General features: G+C 35.1%; 21 protein-coding genes. 19 read left to right on the forward strand and 2 right to left on the reverse strand.

Translation table 11 applies throughout. From position 1 onward, the window contains the following. Nucleotides 1-174: 174 nt before the first annotated feature. From BMX53_RS05960 to BMX53_RS05990, 8 genes are all read left to right on the forward strand, one after another. Nucleotides 175-1,113: a hypothetical protein gene (locus BMX53_RS05960; RefSeq protein WP_074745090.1), complete on the forward strand. Its 939-nt coding sequence runs from the start codon at nucleotides 175-177 to the stop codon at nucleotides 1,111-1,113. A 22-nt stretch (nucleotides 1,114-1,135) separates the two neighbouring features. Next, nucleotides 1,136-1,636 carry a hypothetical protein gene (locus tag BMX53_RS05965; protein ID WP_074745293.1) on the forward strand — a complete coding sequence of 167 codons (501 nt, stop codon included), beginning with the start codon at nucleotides 1,136-1,138 and terminating at the stop codon, nucleotides 1,634-1,636. Nucleotides 1,637-1,716: 80 nt separating this feature from the next. Further along, the gene (locus BMX53_RS05970) at nucleotides 1,717-2,109 is read left to right on the forward strand and encodes a hypothetical protein (protein WP_074745092.1); all 393 of its coding nucleotides are present in this window, start codon (nucleotides 1,717-1,719) and stop codon (nucleotides 2,107-2,109) included. A 101-nt stretch (nucleotides 2,110-2,210) separates the two neighbouring features. Continuing rightward, entirely contained in the window at nucleotides 2,211-3,218 is a 1,008-nt protein-coding gene (locus tag BMX53_RS05975) for a TQO small subunit DoxD (protein ID WP_074745094.1), read from the forward strand. A 64-nt stretch (nucleotides 3,219-3,282) separates the two neighbouring features. Further along, on the forward strand, nucleotides 3,283-4,011 hold the full coding sequence (locus BMX53_RS05980; RefSeq protein ID WP_074745096.1) for a YqjF family protein: 729 nt from the start codon (nucleotides 3,283-3,285) through the stop codon (nucleotides 4,009-4,011). 157 nt (nucleotides 4,012-4,168) lie between these two features. Next, a complete protein-coding gene (locus BMX53_RS05985) occupies nucleotides 4,169-4,840 on the forward strand; it encodes a carboxypeptidase-like regulatory domain-containing protein (protein ID WP_074745098.1) in 672 nt (223 codons plus the stop codon). 15 nt (nucleotides 4,841-4,855) lie between these two features. After that, nucleotides 4,856-5,029: a hypothetical protein gene (locus BMX53_RS19075; protein ID WP_167357240.1), complete on the forward strand. Its 174-nt coding sequence runs from the start codon at nucleotides 4,856-4,858 to the stop codon at nucleotides 5,027-5,029. A 1-nt stretch (nucleotide 5,030) separates the two neighbouring features. After that, entirely contained in the window at nucleotides 5,031-5,648 is a 618-nt protein-coding gene (locus tag BMX53_RS05990; RefSeq protein WP_074745100.1) for a hypothetical protein, read from the forward strand. Between the two features lie 13 nt (nucleotides 5,649-5,661). Here BMX53_RS05990 and BMX53_RS05995 read toward each other — a convergent pair whose 3' ends face one another. Both BMX53_RS05995 and BMX53_RS06000 read right to left on the reverse strand, forming a co-directional pair. After that, the gene (locus tag BMX53_RS05995) at nucleotides 5,662-6,072 is read right to left on the reverse strand and encodes a hypothetical protein (protein WP_074745102.1); all 411 of its coding nucleotides are present in this window, start codon (nucleotides 6,070-6,072) and stop codon (nucleotides 5,662-5,664) included. 9 nt (nucleotides 6,073-6,081) lie between these two features. After that, the gene (locus BMX53_RS06000) at nucleotides 6,082-6,633 is read right to left on the reverse strand and encodes a hypothetical protein (RefSeq protein WP_063176859.1); all 552 of its coding nucleotides are present in this window, start codon (nucleotides 6,631-6,633) and stop codon (nucleotides 6,082-6,084) included. Nucleotides 6,634-6,758: 125 nt separating this feature from the next. Between BMX53_RS06000 and BMX53_RS06005 the strand changes: the two genes are divergently transcribed. The 11 genes from BMX53_RS06005 (at nucleotide 6,759) to BMX53_RS06055 (ending at nucleotide 16,460) form a co-directional block, all read left to right on the forward strand. Further along, entirely contained in the window at nucleotides 6,759-7,982 is a 1,224-nt protein-coding gene (locus BMX53_RS06005; RefSeq protein ID WP_074745104.1) for a BaiN/RdsA family NAD(P)/FAD-dependent oxidoreductase, read from the forward strand. 1 nt (nucleotide 7,983) lies between these two features. Continuing rightward, complete coding sequence (locus tag BMX53_RS06010; RefSeq protein WP_038984847.1) at nucleotides 7,984-8,463, forward strand: PH domain-containing protein; 480 nt, start codon at nucleotides 7,984-7,986, stop codon at nucleotides 8,461-8,463. A 204-nt stretch (nucleotides 8,464-8,667) separates the two neighbouring features. Continuing rightward, nucleotides 8,668-9,303, forward strand: coding sequence for an isochorismatase family protein (locus BMX53_RS06015; protein ID WP_074745106.1), 636 nt, complete (start codon nucleotides 8,668-8,670; stop codon nucleotides 9,301-9,303). A 409-nt stretch (nucleotides 9,304-9,712) separates the two neighbouring features. After that, nucleotides 9,713-10,354, forward strand: coding sequence for a DUF6266 family protein (locus BMX53_RS06020; RefSeq protein WP_074745295.1), 642 nt, complete (start codon nucleotides 9,713-9,715; stop codon nucleotides 10,352-10,354). Nucleotides 10,355-10,649: 295 nt separating this feature from the next. Next, nucleotides 10,650-11,321 (forward strand): hypothetical protein, encoded by a 672-nt coding sequence (locus tag BMX53_RS06025; protein WP_074745108.1) that lies wholly within the window; start codon nucleotides 10,650-10,652, stop codon nucleotides 11,319-11,321. Nucleotides 11,322-11,451: 130 nt separating this feature from the next. Beyond that, nucleotides 11,452-12,537 carry a diphosphomevalonate decarboxylase gene (locus BMX53_RS06030; protein ID WP_038984850.1) on the forward strand — a complete coding sequence of 362 codons (1,086 nt, stop codon included), beginning with the start codon at nucleotides 11,452-11,454 and terminating at the stop codon, nucleotides 12,535-12,537. 60 nt (nucleotides 12,538-12,597) lie between these two features. Further along, nucleotides 12,598-13,002: a hypothetical protein gene (locus BMX53_RS06035; RefSeq protein WP_038984881.1), complete on the forward strand. Its 405-nt coding sequence runs from the start codon at nucleotides 12,598-12,600 to the stop codon at nucleotides 13,000-13,002. A gap of 38 nt (nucleotides 13,003-13,040) precedes the next feature. After that, nucleotides 13,041-13,634 carry a penicillin-binding protein activator LpoB gene (locus BMX53_RS06040; RefSeq protein ID WP_038984851.1) on the forward strand — a complete coding sequence of 198 codons (594 nt, stop codon included), beginning with the start codon at nucleotides 13,041-13,043 and terminating at the stop codon, nucleotides 13,632-13,634. 15 nt (nucleotides 13,635-13,649) lie between these two features. Then, nucleotides 13,650-15,086: a COG3014 family protein gene (locus BMX53_RS06045; protein ID WP_074745110.1), complete on the forward strand. Its 1,437-nt coding sequence runs from the start codon at nucleotides 13,650-13,652 to the stop codon at nucleotides 15,084-15,086. Nucleotides 15,087-15,095: 9 nt separating this feature from the next. Then, nucleotides 15,096-15,449, forward strand: a complete 354-nt coding sequence (locus BMX53_RS06050; RefSeq protein ID WP_038984853.1) for a C1orf53 family protein — start codon at nucleotides 15,096-15,098, stop codon at nucleotides 15,447-15,449. Between the two features lie 72 nt (nucleotides 15,450-15,521). Next, nucleotides 15,522-16,460 carry a mevalonate kinase family protein gene (locus BMX53_RS06055; protein ID WP_038984854.1) on the forward strand — a complete coding sequence of 313 codons (939 nt, stop codon included), beginning with the start codon at nucleotides 15,522-15,524 and terminating at the stop codon, nucleotides 16,458-16,460. The last annotated feature ends 56 nt before the right edge of the window (nucleotides 16,461-16,516 follow it).

The raw sequence follows: 16,516 nt of genomic DNA on the forward strand, positions 1-16,516 counted from the left end.
AATGCTTAATGTAGGTTTTAAGTAAAGAGTGTCTGGAACTTTATGAGCAAATTGGAGAGAAAGACAAACGAGAGGCTACCGTAACTGGTAGCCTCTTTTATTTTATAGATATTTGTCAATATTTTAATTGCTATTGTTTTTTAGTAGCTTCGTTTTGTAGATTAATCAATTGTTATGGCCAATAGAGAACTAATTAATATAACTAAGTTTTTACAGGAGAAAGGCTTCGAGTTTTTAGAAGGTTTAGTGACGCTTTTGAGTTTTGCTGAGAATAAACGCTTAGTGACTGAAACTTTTTTTAATGAAGATGGAAAGCTTCTTACAGACAGAGTGCTGTATGAAGAAATGCTAACGGAAGAAGGGGAGCTAGTGTTTTTAGAATTAGCTAATGATTGGTTTGTCTATATTAAAGAAGATCATACTAGAACAGGAGATAGTAAATATCTTACTCAACTATATAAAAATAAAAAGGCAATTGTAGATAAAGTACAGAAGTATACTCAATGGTCTTGGGCATTAGGAGTATCTAATCATTGGGCTATAGGTATTAATAACCCTAAAGGGAATGGATACTTAGAAGATACGTTATTATTTACTGTTGAGAATACAATAGAAGGGAGAGGTCTATATGTAATGTATCGCAATGAAGAGGTTGGATATGAAGTTGAGTATATGGAATACAATAGAACACTTGGTGGATGGGACTATGAAGGGGAGTTTAAGAAATATGCGATTATCTGTCACAGTCATAATTTAAATGAAATAGAAAATACAGTACAAGGTATTCTGAATCCAGGTGATGAGAACTTACTTAAGTTTATTCAGTATGGTTATTGGTATGTAGTGACTAATAAGTTAATGGCAGGATATAGTAATTATGAAGATGGAGAGCTACTATATTTCGCAAGTACAGATAAATTGTTTTTAGAAGTAGCCTATGAACGACAATTGTTTAAAATTATATTAGGTCGAGTAAAGCACAGTATTACTAAAGGAACTGCCATTATCCATTCAAATAATATAGAGAAATCCATTACCTATTATGTAGAAACAGAACGGGAGTTAGTCAGAAAATTAGAAACATTGTCTTGTATGTCAAATGAATTCGTATAATGAAGAATTGAAAAAAGAAAGTATGAATAGATATTACAGTTATGATCATTTAGACTTAGAAGGAAGAGAAGATTGCAAGAGTTATTATGAAGTATCTGAAGAAGGAGTTTATTTGTGCAGTATTACTTGTAATAAAGGTATTTGGACCAATAGTTATATACAAGTAGAAGATGGTGAGTTCTTTTTACCAGAAGCAATATTAGAACAAGAAGACAAAGAATTCCTAACAGAGATTAGTAGAGTAGAATTTACCAAAGCTCTTCAATTAAGTCAAGCTAGTTTTAAGACAGAGTGGATAGAATTTAAGTCAAGAGCAATGTCTTTATGTGAAGGAGAGATAAGTTGTTTCTACCCACAGGGAGTTGTGATTAAGCTAAATGAACCGTTCTATGGATTAGCTGATTATGATCAGTGTGCTAAAGTCGTACCTAGTGAACAAATGTATCCTGGTACTCCTGTTCGTTTTACAGTTGATTTTATTGATGAAGAGAATTATATCCTACATTTAACTATCAGGGTTTAACAATACTTTGTCAATTAGAATTGTTAAAATTAAACTTAAAGGGCTATTTTTGAGCTTTTAAAGATGAAAATATATATCAAGTGTTAACCTTAAAAAAGAAAATAGCTGTACAAATACAATGTTACCTATGGGTAGCGCTATTGTTATTTACTACAGTAGGATGTTCGGCTAAGAAAGCTTTCTTTGAGGTATCAGGTATTGAAGTAGGTAGTCCTTTAAACGCAAATAAAGCATTAGGAATAAACACTTCTACTAGTTGTGATATAGAGACTTCATCTTTAACTGTTTCTTCAAAACAGTTAAAACAAAAAGCAAAAGGAATATTAGCACATTCTCTGTTTCATACAGCAGAGATAGACTTAGCTTTATTCCATCATACGACTGGAGTACAACCTGATTATATCCTTAATGTAGTAGGTACTGATCCTCCTAAATACGTGTTGTATCAGCAGTTTAAATTAGCTATTGCTTAATCAATTTAAAAAGAATAGAGACAAGCTCTTATATAATAAAGAGTACTTGTCTTGGTAGACTATTTAAAACAAATTGATTACAATATTTTTAATTTAAAATCATGCAAATATTTAATAAGCAGTCGTATACTACGGCTGGATTCTTTACTCTAGGACTTAGGTTAGTTATAGGGTGGACATACTTTTCTGCTTTTTGGCGTAGATTAATTCTTGAGAACAAACTTATAGAAGAAGAAGCTGGGTATATTGGAGTGAAGTTTAATCACTTTTTACCAAATGCTTTAGGTATTAAACCACTTATAGAGTATTTAGTTACTCATCCAGAAGCCCTGTGGTGGTCTATGGTAATCTTTACTATTGTAGAAGCCATTGTTGGGTTATTTATCATGCTTGGGCTATTTACTCGTTTGATGTCTGTAGGTGTCTTCTTCCTCGCTATGGGAATCTTATTGGGATCAGGATGGATCGGAACGACTTGTTTAGACGAATGGCAAATAGGAGTATTAGGTGTTGCATCAGGCTTTATGTTGTTCCTTACAGGAGGAGGTTATGGTTCTCTTGACTATTATTTCTCTAAAAAGGGGAAAGCATTTACTACTAAGAAATGGTTTAGTTACCTAGGTTCGGGCGAACTTTATATTAAGAACCTTAAACCTATTGTATTCATTGGTTCATTTGCTATTTTATTTTTGACATTATACACAAATCAAGTTTTTCATGGGGGTGTATTTGGTACACTACACAATAAGTCTGTGAAACCTAAACTTGAATTAGCAGATGTAACTTGGCATGGTGATAAATTAGAATTTGAAGTATATAGAGTAGAAGGAGCCGATGTTTATGGCTCATTCTTGATCGGAGTACAATTAGAAACTACTGACGGAGAGATTCTTTATAAATGGGATGGAGAAGCACTTGCTAAGATGGAGAAGGACAATATCAATAATCACTATGTGGCTAAGGTAGCTCCTGGAAAACACAGTCTTGTTATTCCATTAGGTGCGAAAGCTATCATGACTTTTAATCCAGAAATACCACATCCAGGAAAGAGTGTTGTACTTCGTCTAATAGATATCAGTGGATTAGAGTGGACTGCTGAAGTGAACTAATATAAAGAGTTTATTATGAGTGTGGTAACTGATAAAATCCGTAAATTGCTGTAAAATTGTAATTATGAGTGTACTAGAAGATGTATTAAAGTCTGTGTCCCATAGACCATGGGCTTTACCAGAAGAACAATGGTTATTCTATCAAGAGTGGAATAGAGCTATCTTTCTTCATTTTGAGGTTCCTTATGATGTACTAAGAGCATTGGTACCTGAAGATCTAGAGATCGATGATTTAGATGGTAAACACTACGTATCTATAGTACCATTTACGATGGAGAATATACGCCCTCGTAGTTTGCCTGCAGTAAGCTTTATCTCTGACTTCGATGAGATTAATGTACGGACCTATGTGAAGATGGAAGGTAAACCAGGTGTTTACTTCTTGAATATAGAAGTAGGAAAAAGCCTATCAGCATTCGTATCTCGTACAGTATCCGGTCTTCCTTATGAAAAGTCAGAAATGAAAAGAACTACTGATACTTATATGTCTTTAAATGAAAAAAAGAGTTTCTTTTTAAGAGCAAAGTATGAGATAGGTGATGTAGTTCAGACCAAGACGTCTTTAGATAAATGGTTGACAGAGCGCTATTGTCTTTATGTTTATGTAGATGAAGAGCTTTACCGCTATGAGATACATCACAAAGAATGGGAAGTACATACCATCTCATTCGAAACTTTAGAGTTTGACTATCGTATAGGAGAGTTACACTTGACAGAAGATAATGTGATTAGTCAACATTATTCTCCTGGTGTAGTAGTAGCTTCATGGGATAAAGAAAAGATAAACTTGTAAGATTTATAATATTATAGTAGAAGCCTCATTGCAATGCAATGAGGCTTTTTTGTTGAATTATAATTGTTTTTGTGACATAATGTACTGTATATATGTTTTCTTAATTATATTTGGTAATAAGTAGTGATTGATATCTAACTTTTAAAGCCAACTCTTTATGAAATACAGAATCGAAATACCAGAGCCATGTCATGAAGACTGGAACCTAATGACCCCTCAGGATAAAGGGAGACACTGTGCTGTATGTGATAAAGTAGTCGTTGACTTCTCTAAAGCAAGTAAGCAAGAGATCATTAATCACATAAAGAAAGAGGGAAAGATATGTGGGCGTATTCCACGTCAGTATATAGGACTAAACTTAGAAGAGGAGAAGATCAGAAAGTCTTTTGGGCTAAATGGTATGGTGGCTACAATGGTAAACTTATTAGCACTAACAACGATAAGTACAGCTGTAGCTCAAGAGAAACCTAAAGTAGAATCTGTATGTCAAGATACTAAGACGAGTACTCCTTTAGCAACGTTAGTGCAGAGTACAACTAAGAACGAGAATACAAGGGTGATTAAAGGAAAGACTTATGAAGGTGGATTAGAATTGCCAGGTGTAACTATTATGATAAAAGGGACTGATATAGGTACTCAGAGTAATCTAGCAGGAGAATATGAATTAGTTGTTCCAGAAAAATATAATACTAAACGATTAACTATAGTTGCAAGTTTTATTGGGTTGAGTGATGTGAAGGTAAAAGTAGGTAAATCAAAAGATAACGTAGACTTCCATTTAGAAACGAGTGGTGAAGTTTTGGGAGATATAGAAATAATTAGGTACTAAGTAAAACAAGAAAAAATGAAGAGAAGTAAAGGATTATTAATAGTAGGTCTATTAATGATATCTATAGGAACGAGCTTAGTAGCAATGCAAAACTTTGGAATAGGTTTATTTTTACTTATCTCAGCAGTAGTAGTGTTACTATTTGCGTTAGGCATCAGTATTAAAGAAAAACGCAATACTAAAAAGTAGTATGGAACATTGTATTATTACATCTGTAACTCGTGATATAACCAAGGAAGAAGTTGAAAAAGTATTTGGAAAAGGTATAGAAGATGAGGTTTTGAAGTTTTGGAATACTTATGAATGTTTACTTTATAATAATGGGATAGCTCTTTTTGGGTTTGATGAGGCTATTGAAAGAAATAGTACATATGAGGTGAATGATTATGTGCCAGATTATTATATGATAGGGAATGATAGTGGAGGTACTGGTATCTTTTTGAAAAGAGGAGATAAAGAATTCATTGTTTACTATCTAGGTTTAGGGGCATTGGGCTCATTACCTTTTGAGTCTTTGGGTATTTCTTTTTTTGAGTGGATAGAAAATGACCCTACCTTAGAAGAAGAGGAAGAGTTTAATTATTTTGATATTATTGTTACAAAGAAACCTGCTGAATTGACTAAGTTTATCTTTGATTTAAAGAAAGAGTTTGATTTGACTATATCTTTAGGGGAGATAAAAAAACAAATAGAGGAAGAGCACTTTGTAGTGCGTCAGAACTTAATTGAAGGAGTTTATAAAAATTTAGTAGATAGATTAAATCAGAAATATGATAACTGTATAAGTTATAAGATTTCTAAAATTTAATCAATGAGAAAACCTAAGACAATAGCTTCTGTAAGCTCATGATCTTATTCTCTCTACCCCAATCATACGTTTTAGAAGTATCAGCTATATGCTTATATAATAGAAGTGCTTTTCTGTTTAGGAGAGCACTTTTTTCGTTTAGGTCACCCTTACATTTTAGTGCCATTAGTTTTAAGATATCTGCTAATGATTCTAGGTTCTCTAAGTCCATCCCATCTATACGAAGTAGGTAGGCTAAAGCTTCTTCATCAGTAGTTTGTATAAGAGAGTCTATATCTAAGAGTAGATTATCTTTAAGAGATGAGGTGAAGTCTTGTACTTGCTGTTCCGTCTCAAAGTCATCGATAGGTAATGAATTAAAAACGGCTCTTAGTAATTGAGCCGTTTGTTGTATCATTCTAAGTACGAGGTCTCTTCTTTCCATATCGGTAGACTATCGTATAGGTCGTAAGGTATTGCTAAACGTAACTTTAAACGGAGTTTGTTTATTGCCGTTATTCTTCATCACATAGATAAATTTAAACATCTTTGCGTGATCACTCTCTATTGTAAGTGAGCCACCCGTGTAGCTGTCTTTTAATACTATGTTCTGTGTGTTCTCTACACGAATAGACTTTGCTATACCTGATCTTAGGTCACTCATAGTCATTCCGTAGTAGTACGATTTACTATCCCCTTTTACAGAGATATTCTCTCCTTTATACCCTTTAGTTAGTATCACTACTGAGTAGTTATCAGCAGTAGCCTTAATATTTTTTAGGTAGTTGTCTTTAGTCTTGTCTGTTACAGATCTAAAGTCATCTCTTACTTGTGCATAGTCAGGTAAGTCAAGGACATCTTTTTCTTCAGGAAGTCTTTCTTCCTCTTTAATTTTTTCGATACGCTCATCAACGGTTAATTCTTTAGGCGGTGTGGTGGCTACATGTGATGCAGATTTACACATGGAGAATAAAACGATTAAAGCTAAGAAAGGTAATTTTTTCATATTCTTAATTTAACAATGATAGTGATGCGATCGTAAGTAAGTATCTTTGTTGCTGTAAAGATAATTTTTTACAGCCAATAAAAAAACTGTAAGGAGGAGTCTTAAACGTTAAAATAGAATATTAGATGAATTATGACGTCATATTAGTCGGAGGTGGAGCAGCTGGTTTTTTTACAGCTATCAATCTGGCAGAACAAAATAAAGGACTTAAAATAGCAATTATAGAGCGCGGTAAAGAGGTACTCTCTAAAGTGAGAATATCAGGAGGAGGTAGATGTAATGTTACCCATGCTTGTTTTGATCCTAAGGAGTTGACACAGTTTTATCCTCGTGGTGCCAAAGAGTTGTTAGGGCCTTTCCATCAGTTCTGTTCAGGCGACACCATAGAGTGGTTTGATCGTCACGGAGTAACACTGAAGATAGAAGAAGACGGAAGAATGTTTCCAGACACAGACTCATCTCAGACTATTATAGACTGCTTTATGAAGGCAGTTCGCGAGTTGAAGATAGATGTTATTACGAGTAGTAGTGTACAAGGAATCTTTAAGAAAGAGAATAGTTGGAAACTAGATACTACGACTGGTAATTATGAAGCGACCTACCTAATCATGACTACAGGTAGCAATCCTAAGATGTGGAACATTGTATCAGAGTTAGGACATAAGATTATCGAGCCTGTACCATCCCTATTTACCTTTAATATTAGCGATAAACGCATCAAAGATTTGATGGGAGTAGCTACACCTGCTGAGGTAAGTGTAAAGGGAACTAAGCTAGAAGCATCAGGACCATTATTAATCACCCATTGGGGGATGAGTGGGCCAGGTATATTGCGTCTATCAGCATGGGGAGCACGTATCTTAGCAGAGAAGAAATATCAGTTTCACATCACGGTTAACTGGATGCCTCAGCACAGCTTCGAATCATTAAAAGAAGAGTTGCAACGCATCCGTAAAGACCATGCTAAGAAGAATGTCATTAAGCGTATAGAGCTAGATCTACCTAATCGCTTATGGGAACGTATGGTAGTAATCTCAGGTATCTCAGAAGACACTAAATGGGCAGATGTGACGAATAAACAGTTAGATATACTATGTGGCGAACTTACTCAAGGGGAATATCAAGTCAATGGTAAGAGTACGTTTAAAGACGAGTTCGTTACTGCGGGAGGTGTCGATCTAAGAGAAGTAAACTTTAAGACCATGGAGAGCAAGCTACATAACAATCTATACTTCGCAGGAGAAATATTAAATATAGATGCCATCACAGGAGGTTTTAACTTTCAGAATGCATGGACGAATGGATATCTAGCTGCCGCAGCTATCACAACTAAAATAGAAGGGAACTAATATGAAATTTAGCTATTATAATATCACGAGTAAGATACTCTTATTTGTGTTTTGCTTATTGCCTTTCTTAGGGATGGCTGTCTTCTTTATACAGGTAGGTAATGGGTTGACGATGTCATTAGGAGGGTTAATGATCTTCTTGATTTTGGTATTTACCTATAAGAGTTTTTTTATCAAAGTAAGTATAGACGAATCAGGGGTGACCTATAAGAGTTTACTTAAAGAGAAGCACCTTAGATGGGATGAGGTTAAGGATATACTTATCGTAGTCAGAGAGAGAAGATCCGTACCAGACTACTATAGATTCGAAGAATGGATGAATGCTGGCAAAGCAGGTAAGAGTTACTTTGTTTTGTTTAGAACTACAGAAGGATTTCCAGTTAACCCTATGTTTATGTTTAGTGCTCCTATAGATGAAGACTATATCAGTGTACAGTTTAGACCTGCTATAAAGCGAGCTATAGAGAAATATCAGAAATAAAGAAAAGGAATAGAGAACAGCACTCTATTCCTTTTTTTGTGCTATTATGAAGGTAGAGTGATAGTGAAGAGGTGATGCACTTATATAAGTGTTGATAGGATCGTACAGTTTATGCTTGCTAAAAACTCTTCTTAATTTAGATTAAGCGATTTTTGTTGATACTGAAGCTATTTTTGAAATATCAAATTTTAATAAATAGTAATTATGAACAAGTTAACACGTATAAATGCAGAAGACGTAGCCTTCTTATTAATCGACCATCAAAGTGGATTGTTTCAAACAGTAAAGGATATCGAAGTAGCTACACTTCGTGAGAATGTAAAAGTATTGGCAGAGATAGCTGCAGTAGAAAATATCCCAGTAATCACGACTGCATCAGAACCAAAAGGGCCTAATGGACCGCTAATGCCTGAGATTCATCAGTTGGCTCCACATGCGCAGTATGTAGGACGTAACGGAGAAGTGAATGCATGGGATACTAAGGAATTCGCAGATGCTGTGAGAGCCACAGGTAAGAAAAAGCTAGTGATTGCTGGTGTATTGACTAGTGTATGTGTTGCTTTTCCAGCTATATCAGCAGCGGCAGAAGGATTCGAAGTATTTGCTGTGATAGATGCTTCTGGAGATATGAGTCCTATGTCAACACAAGTGACGATGAATAGACTGATGATGGCAGGAGTAATCCCAATTACGACTACAGCAGTATTAAGCGAAATCCTTAAAACGTGGAGACATAAGGACGCAGCTGTATATGCTAAAGGTATGTCAACAGTAATGCCTAATTACTTAGCACTAATCGAGAGTTATCAAAAGGCTCAAGATGTAGCATTAGAGAAATAACAAATAGAAGAGGAAGCTTTAAAAGAAAGTTTCCTCTTTTTGTTTATAGTAGATTGATGCTTAAGAGAGGATATGATGAGGTGATTTTTGATTGGATGACCCCTATAGTAGAGAATGAGGCGATGTCTATATTGTTTCCTTGGACATTCCTTGGAGTTTCGTAGGAGATTCATGGCTGTAGGATGTTTTTGTCGAAGGAATGTCCTCGTATACTCCTAGAATACCTCTACCTATCAGAATGAAAAACCTGGAGCAAACCTGGTGATAAATAAATAAAACAAAATAAATTCTGAACAGATCCGAATCAATATTCCTTCCAAAAACGTATTTACTAGCCTGATTAAGAGTCCAAAAAATGGACTACCTGATAAATGAAAAACAGATATATTACCTTGTCAATAAAAAAATCATGGCAGAAGCAAAAAGAGGAATATTGGGAGGAGTATCTGGTAAGGTAGGCCCTGTAGTAGGTGTTCAGTGGAGAAATAGATTTTTTTGGAGGAGTAAAGCAGAGCGAAGCAATAAATCGGCTACAGAGAAACAATTACTCCAACAGGCAAAGATGACATTAGTTTCAGGATTCTTAGCCAAAGGAAGATCATTTATCAATAAATACACCCCAAAAACAATGGGCAAAAAGTCAATGATTAATGGTACAGAGCAGCAGTCATCCTATCTCCTCAAGCACGGTGTAGGTATAGAGGATAACCAATCTTATCTCTTGCTCAACTTAGTGACTATGTCTGTAGGGGTACTTCCTGTGGCACATATAAGCGAAATCAATATACTAAATGATAGACAAATAGAGTTTAAATGGAAAGACAATAGCTTTAATGGTATTACATTAGATACAGATTTATTATGTGTAGTCTTATTTCACAGTGAGATGGACGAACTACATATCTGTGAGAATATTGGACAACGTGTAGATAAAGTTGGGCGTGCTTCTATACCTGATAACTGGACAACAGACAATATACATCTATGGACTATGTGGAAGAATGCAGACGAAACACTTAATAGCACTAGTCTATATCATGAAGTAGGATAAATGGACAATGAGGAATGAATAATGAGCCTTCGGCATTCTGTGAGAGTACTGGTGTGCTGTCATCAGTAGGGGGTGAAGTGCTATTCACCCTACAATGTATTTGTGCAATGGTTTATGGGGCGTAAAGTAATCGCCCGTACTAGTGTTGTTTGCGGGGTGTAGAGTATTTACGCTCATAATAGTGTTGTTGGATAGTATAATTTAATGTGTTTGATTTGGATTAGTATTAATCTTTATATTAATTAACAAAAAACATTATATTTATATCTGTTTTAAAGAAAATGAAATTGTTATTATGAGAGATAATATAAAGTATGGTGTTAAGCTTTCGGGAGTGGGAGTTTTTAGCTTTCTGAAGTTAGCTGTAGTAGGAGTGTCTAGTGCTATTATTAGTTTAATCACGGGGATAGTGTTACTGTCTAATGGATTGTTAGTAGATGAGCAAGGGAAGGCTTATGAGAGTTCGTTCAGCACATTTATTAAGGATTATCCTTATTTGTCGATCTTGTTATTGTTGACAGTGATTAGTATATATTTTGTTTTCTCGTTTGCTAGTCAGTACGCAATGCGCAAGGTAGCTAGTCGTGTGATAGAGGATAAGGCAGAGACTTACCTTGAGCCAATGATGGATAAGGCGATGGATAAAACACTAGGTAATATTAGTGAAGAGGAGAAGAGAAGTATGATACAGAGAGGACTTGACTATTCTGTACTGAAGCTTCAGACTGTAAGTAATATTAAAGAAGAAAGCTCTAATAGATGGGTGAAATATTTATTAGCCTATGGATTCTCTAAGTTAAAGTTAGACGACATCCCATTCGGAGATGAGAAATTTAATGTACGCGATGAGATTAAGAAGCGTGTGATGATAGCGATTAAAGATTTCGCTACTCCTTCTTCACAGTTGTTTTGGGCTATTGTGATTTACCACTGGTTAGTGATTGGCGTTATCTTGTTTATGAGATAATATCTCTTCGAATAGACTGTTTATTAACTGCATTCGTATAATTGTTAAGAGGTGCCATAGATAACTTTTAGTCAAATAGAGGTGCTGTCAATAAAAGATAGTATTTTTGTCTGAAAGAAATCACAGTGCAATGAATATAGAAGACTTTATTTTTGATAGAGAGATAAACTTAAACAGTGTTATAGACGGGAGCTTCTCATGGAGTTCACCTAGTAATATTGCTTTAGTTAAGTATTGGGGAAAGAAAGATAATCAAATACCTGCTAACCCTTCGTTGAGTTTTACATTAAATAACTGTAAGACAGAAACGACAATGACTTATAAAGTAAAGTCAGAGAAGGGAATTAGTTTTGATTTATTATTCGAAGGAAAACCAAAAGAAGACTTCAAGCCAAAGATTCAAAAGTTCTTTGAGAGAATTGTGAAGTATTGCCCATACATTGAAAATTACCATTTCGTTATCGATACTAAGAATACCTTTCCACATAGTTCAGGGATAGCTTCTTCGGCTTCAGGTATGGCTGCTATGGCTGTGAATGTAATGTCACTGGAGAAGAAACTGAATACAGATATGACAGAAGAGTTCTTTAATCAGAAAGCTTCTTTCTTAGCTCGTTTAGGGTCTGGTAGTGCGTGTAGAAGTGTAGCTGGTAGTGTAGTGGTATGGGGAGCGCAGGCAGATATACCTAATAGTTCAGATTTATACGGGGTAAGTTTCCCATTCGAAGTACACGATAAGTTTAAGCATTACTGCGATACTATTCTTTTAGTGGATAAAGGCGAGAAGAAAGTGTCTAGTACTGTAGGACATGACTTGATGCATAACCACCCTTATGCACAACAACGCTTTGGTCAAGCTCATGAGAACTTGTCTAAGTTGAAAAAAATATTGATAGAAGGTAATTTAGAAGAGTTTGTTGCGTTAGTAGAGAGCGAAGCTCTAACTTTACACGCGATGATGATGACTTCGATGCCTTACTTTATCTTGATGAAGCCTAATACACTTCAGATCATTGAGAAAATCTGGGCATTCAGAGAAAAGACATCAATACCAGTGTGTTTTACATTAGATGCTGGGGCAAATGTCCACGTTCTTTACCCAACTAGTGATAAAGACTTCGTTAGTACATTTATTAGACAAGAGCTTGCTGAATTCTGTCAAAATGGACAATTTATAGACGATCAAATAGGAATGGGATCATTATTAATCAAATAATTTTTGTAATTTTATACTACGGTATGCTAATTGCATACTATGAACTTAAAATTTGAAGATATGAAACAGTTAATGACAATTTTTGGTTTAGCAATAGTAAGTTTGTTTTTTAATCAAGCTACTTATGCACAGGAATTAGCTCCAGATCAAAACCCTAACTATAGAGTTAGTATGGTTAAGTATATGGCTGTTAAAGATTCGTTGACTAGTACAATGAGTACAACTGTACAAGATACTTATAAAGCATACGATTGGTATGAAGCTAAATTAGAGCGCAAAGCTCAAAAGAGACAGTGGAAACACGAAGAGCGTATGGCTCGAGCTAAATATGGTAGAAGTTATTCTAGCTATGATAATGGCTACTATGGTAATTACTACAACAGATATAATTCTGGATGGAGTAATTGGAATAATTGGAGACCTAGTATCGGGTTTAAGACTGGGAACTGGTGGTTCTCAATCTAGGATTTAAAAAACAATATGAAAAATAAAAAATAGGGATTATGCAAATTAAACGTATAGCATTAGCTGCAGTTTTAGCTGTGTCTGGATTAGCAATCACTTCATGTGGACGCCAAGTAACTAGAGTAAGTACTGAAGATACTATCGATATCAGCGGTAGATGGAATAACTCTGACTCTAGAGAGGTAGCTCAGGCTATGACAAGACAAATATTAGAAGAGCCATGGATCTATAACTTTAAAGAAGAGAACGAGGGTAAAAAACCTGTAGTTATCGTAGGTATGGTATATAATAAGAGTCATGAGCACATCGAAGCTGAAACATTCACTAAAGATGTAGAGCAGGCTTTTATCCAGTCTCAAAAAGTACGTTTAGTGCAAGGTGGAAAAAAACGTGATGAATTACGTGGTGAGCGTGCTGATCAACAAACGAACGCTTCTGCATCTTCTATGAAGAAATTTGGTTTAGAACAAGGAGCTGACTTCATGTTACAAGGTTCTATCAACTCTATCGTAGATGCTCACAAAAAGAAAAAAGTGGTTTATTACCAAGTTAACTTAGAGTTGACTAATATTCAAACAAACGAAGTTGTGTGGATTGGTGAGAAGAAAATCGCTAAGTACGTAAAAAACTAATTTAAAGGAAAATAGATGGTTTTAAGTAGAACCATATATTCTGTTATAAAAACATCATTGCTTATGGCGGTGATGTTTTTCGTGTTTGGATGTGCTACCTATCACGATAGGATAACAGATTATTATCAGAAATTAGGAGCTTCTGAGTTTGATCTTGCTGATAAGGCTTTGGACAAAAACTCTTTGTTACAGAAGCCTAGAAACCTGCTTCTTTTTTATATGGAAAAGGGGAGGGTAGCACACCTAAAAGGTGAATACGAAGTAAGTAATAGATATTTTAACCAAGCAGATTTATTAGTAGAGGATGGACTAAATACCACTGGTGATTTGGCTGTAGGTCTGTTCTTAAACTCTATGTCTCAAAATTATAAAGGAGAGGAGTTTGAGATTTTTATGCTTCATTATTATAAAGCTCTAAATTATATGTATTTAGGACAGGCTAATGAGGCAATAGTAGAAGCTAGACGTATCTCTCTGCAAAACTATGCTCAAGGTGATAAGTATAAGGAGAAAGCTACGCGCTACTCTAAAGATGCTTTCTCTCTGAACTTGCAAGGTTTAATCTATGAGTACAACAATAATTATAACGATGCTTTTATCGCTTATAGAAATGCTGTAGAGACTTATCAGTCTTCTAAAGATGGTACGTACTACGGTGTGGCTATGCCTACTCATCTAAAGTATGACGTGATGCGTATGGCTGCTAGAAATGGTTTTAATGGTGACTTAGCTAAGTATGAACGCGACTTTAACTTAAAACTAAAGAATCTGCCTGAATCGCCAGGAGGAGAGGTAGTTATTTTTTGGGAGAATGGTAGAGCGCCAATTAAAGAGCAAGAAAACTTATTCTTTACCTTAGCTAAAGGAGAGTCAGGAAGTTTAGTGTTTACTAATGCTTTAGGATTTGTGATTCCTCTTGACTTTGGTATTGCTGGTAAGACTAACTTAAATGATATTCACAGTGTGAATATTGCTTATCCTAAGTATATTGTACAGCCGTTGCCTTATAATAGTGCGACTGTTGTGACTAATGAGTCTACTAAAAGCTCGTTTGAGAAAGCTGAGGATATTGATGCTTTAGCTGTTTTGACTTTAAAGGAAAGAGCGGGTAAAGAGTTAGGTCAGATCTTAACGCGTGTAGCAGTTAAGAAAGCTGCGGAATACGCTGTGAAGGCTGCTGCTAAATCGAATGGGAGTAATGGTAATCCTGATGCTTTATTAGAAGGGATTGGTTTAGGTGTACAGTTGTTTAATATGTTTTCGGAGAAAGCAGATACTCGTAACTGGCAGACACTTCCAGCCCAGGTTAACTATACTCGTGTACCTCTACAGTTAGGTAAGAATACGATTAAAGTAACAATGGAACGCCCTAATGGACAGCGAATAGAGCACAATGTAGAGATAGAAGGTAATGGTAAAATGAAGTTCTATAACTTCGCTACTATGAATTAATATAGGATTATGAGTAAAGATAGAGTGTGTACACACTGTAAGACACCTATAGTATGTAATACAGATGATATTCAGGCATGTGACTGTACTAAAGTGGATATATCAAATGAAACACGTGTTTTTTTAGCAGGTTCGTTTCATAAGTGTCTGTGTAATGACTGTTTGACTAAGTTTGACCAGATGGTAGAATCGTGTAAAGGGAAAGAGTTCCCTAAGCGTAGAAGTGAGATGCAAGAGGGGGTTCATTATTATATGGAGAATGAGTATTTCGTCTTTACAGAACTGTATCATATGATGAAAGGACAATGCTGTCAAAATGGATGTAGACATTGTGTTTATGGCTTTAAAAACAGATATTTATAAAAAATTAAAGGTAAAAAAGAGGGTGTGCAGATATAATGTGTATTTTTGCATCGTGAATTTATAATAACAGCTATGAAAGGACCATTATTTTATTCAAAGATTCTTCTTTTTGGAGAATATGGAATTATTAAGGACTCTAAAGGATTATCTATACCTTATAATTTTTATAAGGGAGCATTAAAGATGTCTGAGAACTTAGAAGGGGTGGCTTTAAAGTCTAATCAAAGTTTAAAGAACTTCGCTGCTTATCTACATGATATGCAAGAGCAAGAGCCTACTTTGGTTAAGTTTGATCTAGAACGTTTAAATACTGAGATAGAAGAGGGATTATACTTTGATTCAAGTATTCCTCAAGGATATGGTGTGGGAAGTAGTGGAGCGTTAGTAGCTGCTATCTATGATCAATATGCTTATGATAAAATCACAGTATTAGAGAACCTTACTAAAGACAAATTACTTGTATTAAAAGGTATATTCGGTAAGATGGAAGCTTTCTTCCATGGTACTAGTTCTGGTTTAGATCCATTAAATAGTTATTTAAGCCTGCCTATCTTAATTAATTCAAAGGATAATATCGAGCCTGCGGGTATTCCATCTCAAAGTGTTGATGGAAAAGGTGCAGTATTCTTGATTGACTCTGGAATAGTTGGAGAGACAGCACCTATGATTACTATCTTTATGGAGAATCTGAAAGATCAAGGATTCCGTCAGATGCTAAAAGATCAGTTCGTAAAATATACTGATGCATGTGTGGAGAACTTCCTTAAAGGTGATGTGAAGTCTTTATTTAGCAATACGAAGTTGTTGTCTAATGTAGTATTAAATCACTTTAAACCTATGATTCCTGAGCAATTCCACAGTGTATGGCAAAAAGGAATTGAGACTAATGACTACTATTTAAAATTATGTGGTTCAGGTGGTGGAGGATATATCTTAGGGTTTACACCTGATATAGATAAAGCTAAAGAGTCTTTAAAAGATTATAAATTAGAAGTGGTATATCAGTTCTAATCAATATATGAAAAAATAAATGTTATAACCTTTCGCTCTTGCGAAACAAAATTGAA

Origin of the sequence: Myroides marinus, from assembly GCF_900109075.1 — a bacterium.
Taxonomy (GTDB): Bacteria; Bacteroidota; Bacteroidia; order Flavobacteriales; family Flavobacteriaceae; genus Flavobacterium; species Flavobacterium marinum_A.

What these genes read in the sequence shown, in the direction of transcription:
- BMX53_RS05960 (WP_074745090.1), top strand. Translation starts at nt 175, where the DNA reads ATGGCCAATAGAGAACTAATTAATATAACTAAGTTTTTACAGGAGAAA.
- BMX53_RS05965 (WP_074745293.1), top strand. Translation starts at nt 1,136, where the DNA reads ATGAATAGATATTACAGTTATGATCATTTAGACTTAGAAGGAAGAGAA.
- BMX53_RS05975 (WP_074745094.1), top strand. Translation starts at nt 2,211, where the DNA reads ATGCAAATATTTAATAAGCAGTCGTATACTACGGCTGGATTCTTTACT.
- BMX53_RS05980 (WP_074745096.1), top strand. Translation starts at nt 3,283, where the DNA reads ATGAGTGTACTAGAAGATGTATTAAAGTCTGTGTCCCATAGACCATGG.
- BMX53_RS05985 (WP_074745098.1), top strand. Translation starts at nt 4,169, where the DNA reads ATGAAATACAGAATCGAAATACCAGAGCCATGTCATGAAGACTGGAAC.
- BMX53_RS19075 (WP_167357240.1), top strand. Translation starts at nt 4,856, where the DNA reads ATGAAGAGAAGTAAAGGATTATTAATAGTAGGTCTATTAATGATATCT.
- BMX53_RS05990 (WP_074745100.1), top strand. Translation starts at nt 5,031, where the DNA reads ATGGAACATTGTATTATTACATCTGTAACTCGTGATATAACCAAGGAA.
- BMX53_RS05995 (WP_074745102.1), bottom strand. Translation starts at nt 6,072, where the DNA reads ATGGAAAGAAGAGACCTCGTACTTAGAATGATACAACAAACGGCTCAA.
- BMX53_RS06000 (WP_063176859.1), bottom strand. Translation starts at nt 6,633, where the DNA reads ATGAAAAAATTACCTTTCTTAGCTTTAATCGTTTTATTCTCCATGTGT.
- BMX53_RS06005 (WP_074745104.1), top strand. Translation starts at nt 6,759, where the DNA reads ATGAATTATGACGTCATATTAGTCGGAGGTGGAGCAGCTGGTTTTTTT.
- BMX53_RS06010 (WP_038984847.1), top strand. Translation starts at nt 7,984, where the DNA reads ATGAAATTTAGCTATTATAATATCACGAGTAAGATACTCTTATTTGTG.
- BMX53_RS06015 (WP_074745106.1), top strand. Translation starts at nt 8,668, where the DNA reads ATGAACAAGTTAACACGTATAAATGCAGAAGACGTAGCCTTCTTATTA.
- BMX53_RS06020 (WP_074745295.1), top strand. Translation starts at nt 9,713, where the DNA reads ATGGCAGAAGCAAAAAGAGGAATATTGGGAGGAGTATCTGGTAAGGTA.
- BMX53_RS06025 (WP_074745108.1), top strand. Translation starts at nt 10,650, where the DNA reads ATGAGAGATAATATAAAGTATGGTGTTAAGCTTTCGGGAGTGGGAGTT.
- BMX53_RS06030 (WP_038984850.1), top strand. Translation starts at nt 11,452, where the DNA reads ATGAATATAGAAGACTTTATTTTTGATAGAGAGATAAACTTAAACAGT.
- BMX53_RS06035 (WP_038984881.1), top strand. Translation starts at nt 12,598, where the DNA reads ATGAAACAGTTAATGACAATTTTTGGTTTAGCAATAGTAAGTTTGTTT.
- BMX53_RS06040 (WP_038984851.1), top strand. Translation starts at nt 13,041, where the DNA reads ATGCAAATTAAACGTATAGCATTAGCTGCAGTTTTAGCTGTGTCTGGA.
- BMX53_RS06045 (WP_074745110.1), top strand. Translation starts at nt 13,650, where the DNA reads ATGGTTTTAAGTAGAACCATATATTCTGTTATAAAAACATCATTGCTT.
- BMX53_RS06050 (WP_038984853.1), top strand. Translation starts at nt 15,096, where the DNA reads ATGAGTAAAGATAGAGTGTGTACACACTGTAAGACACCTATAGTATGT.
- BMX53_RS06055 (WP_038984854.1), top strand. Translation starts at nt 15,522, where the DNA reads ATGAAAGGACCATTATTTTATTCAAAGATTCTTCTTTTTGGAGAATAT.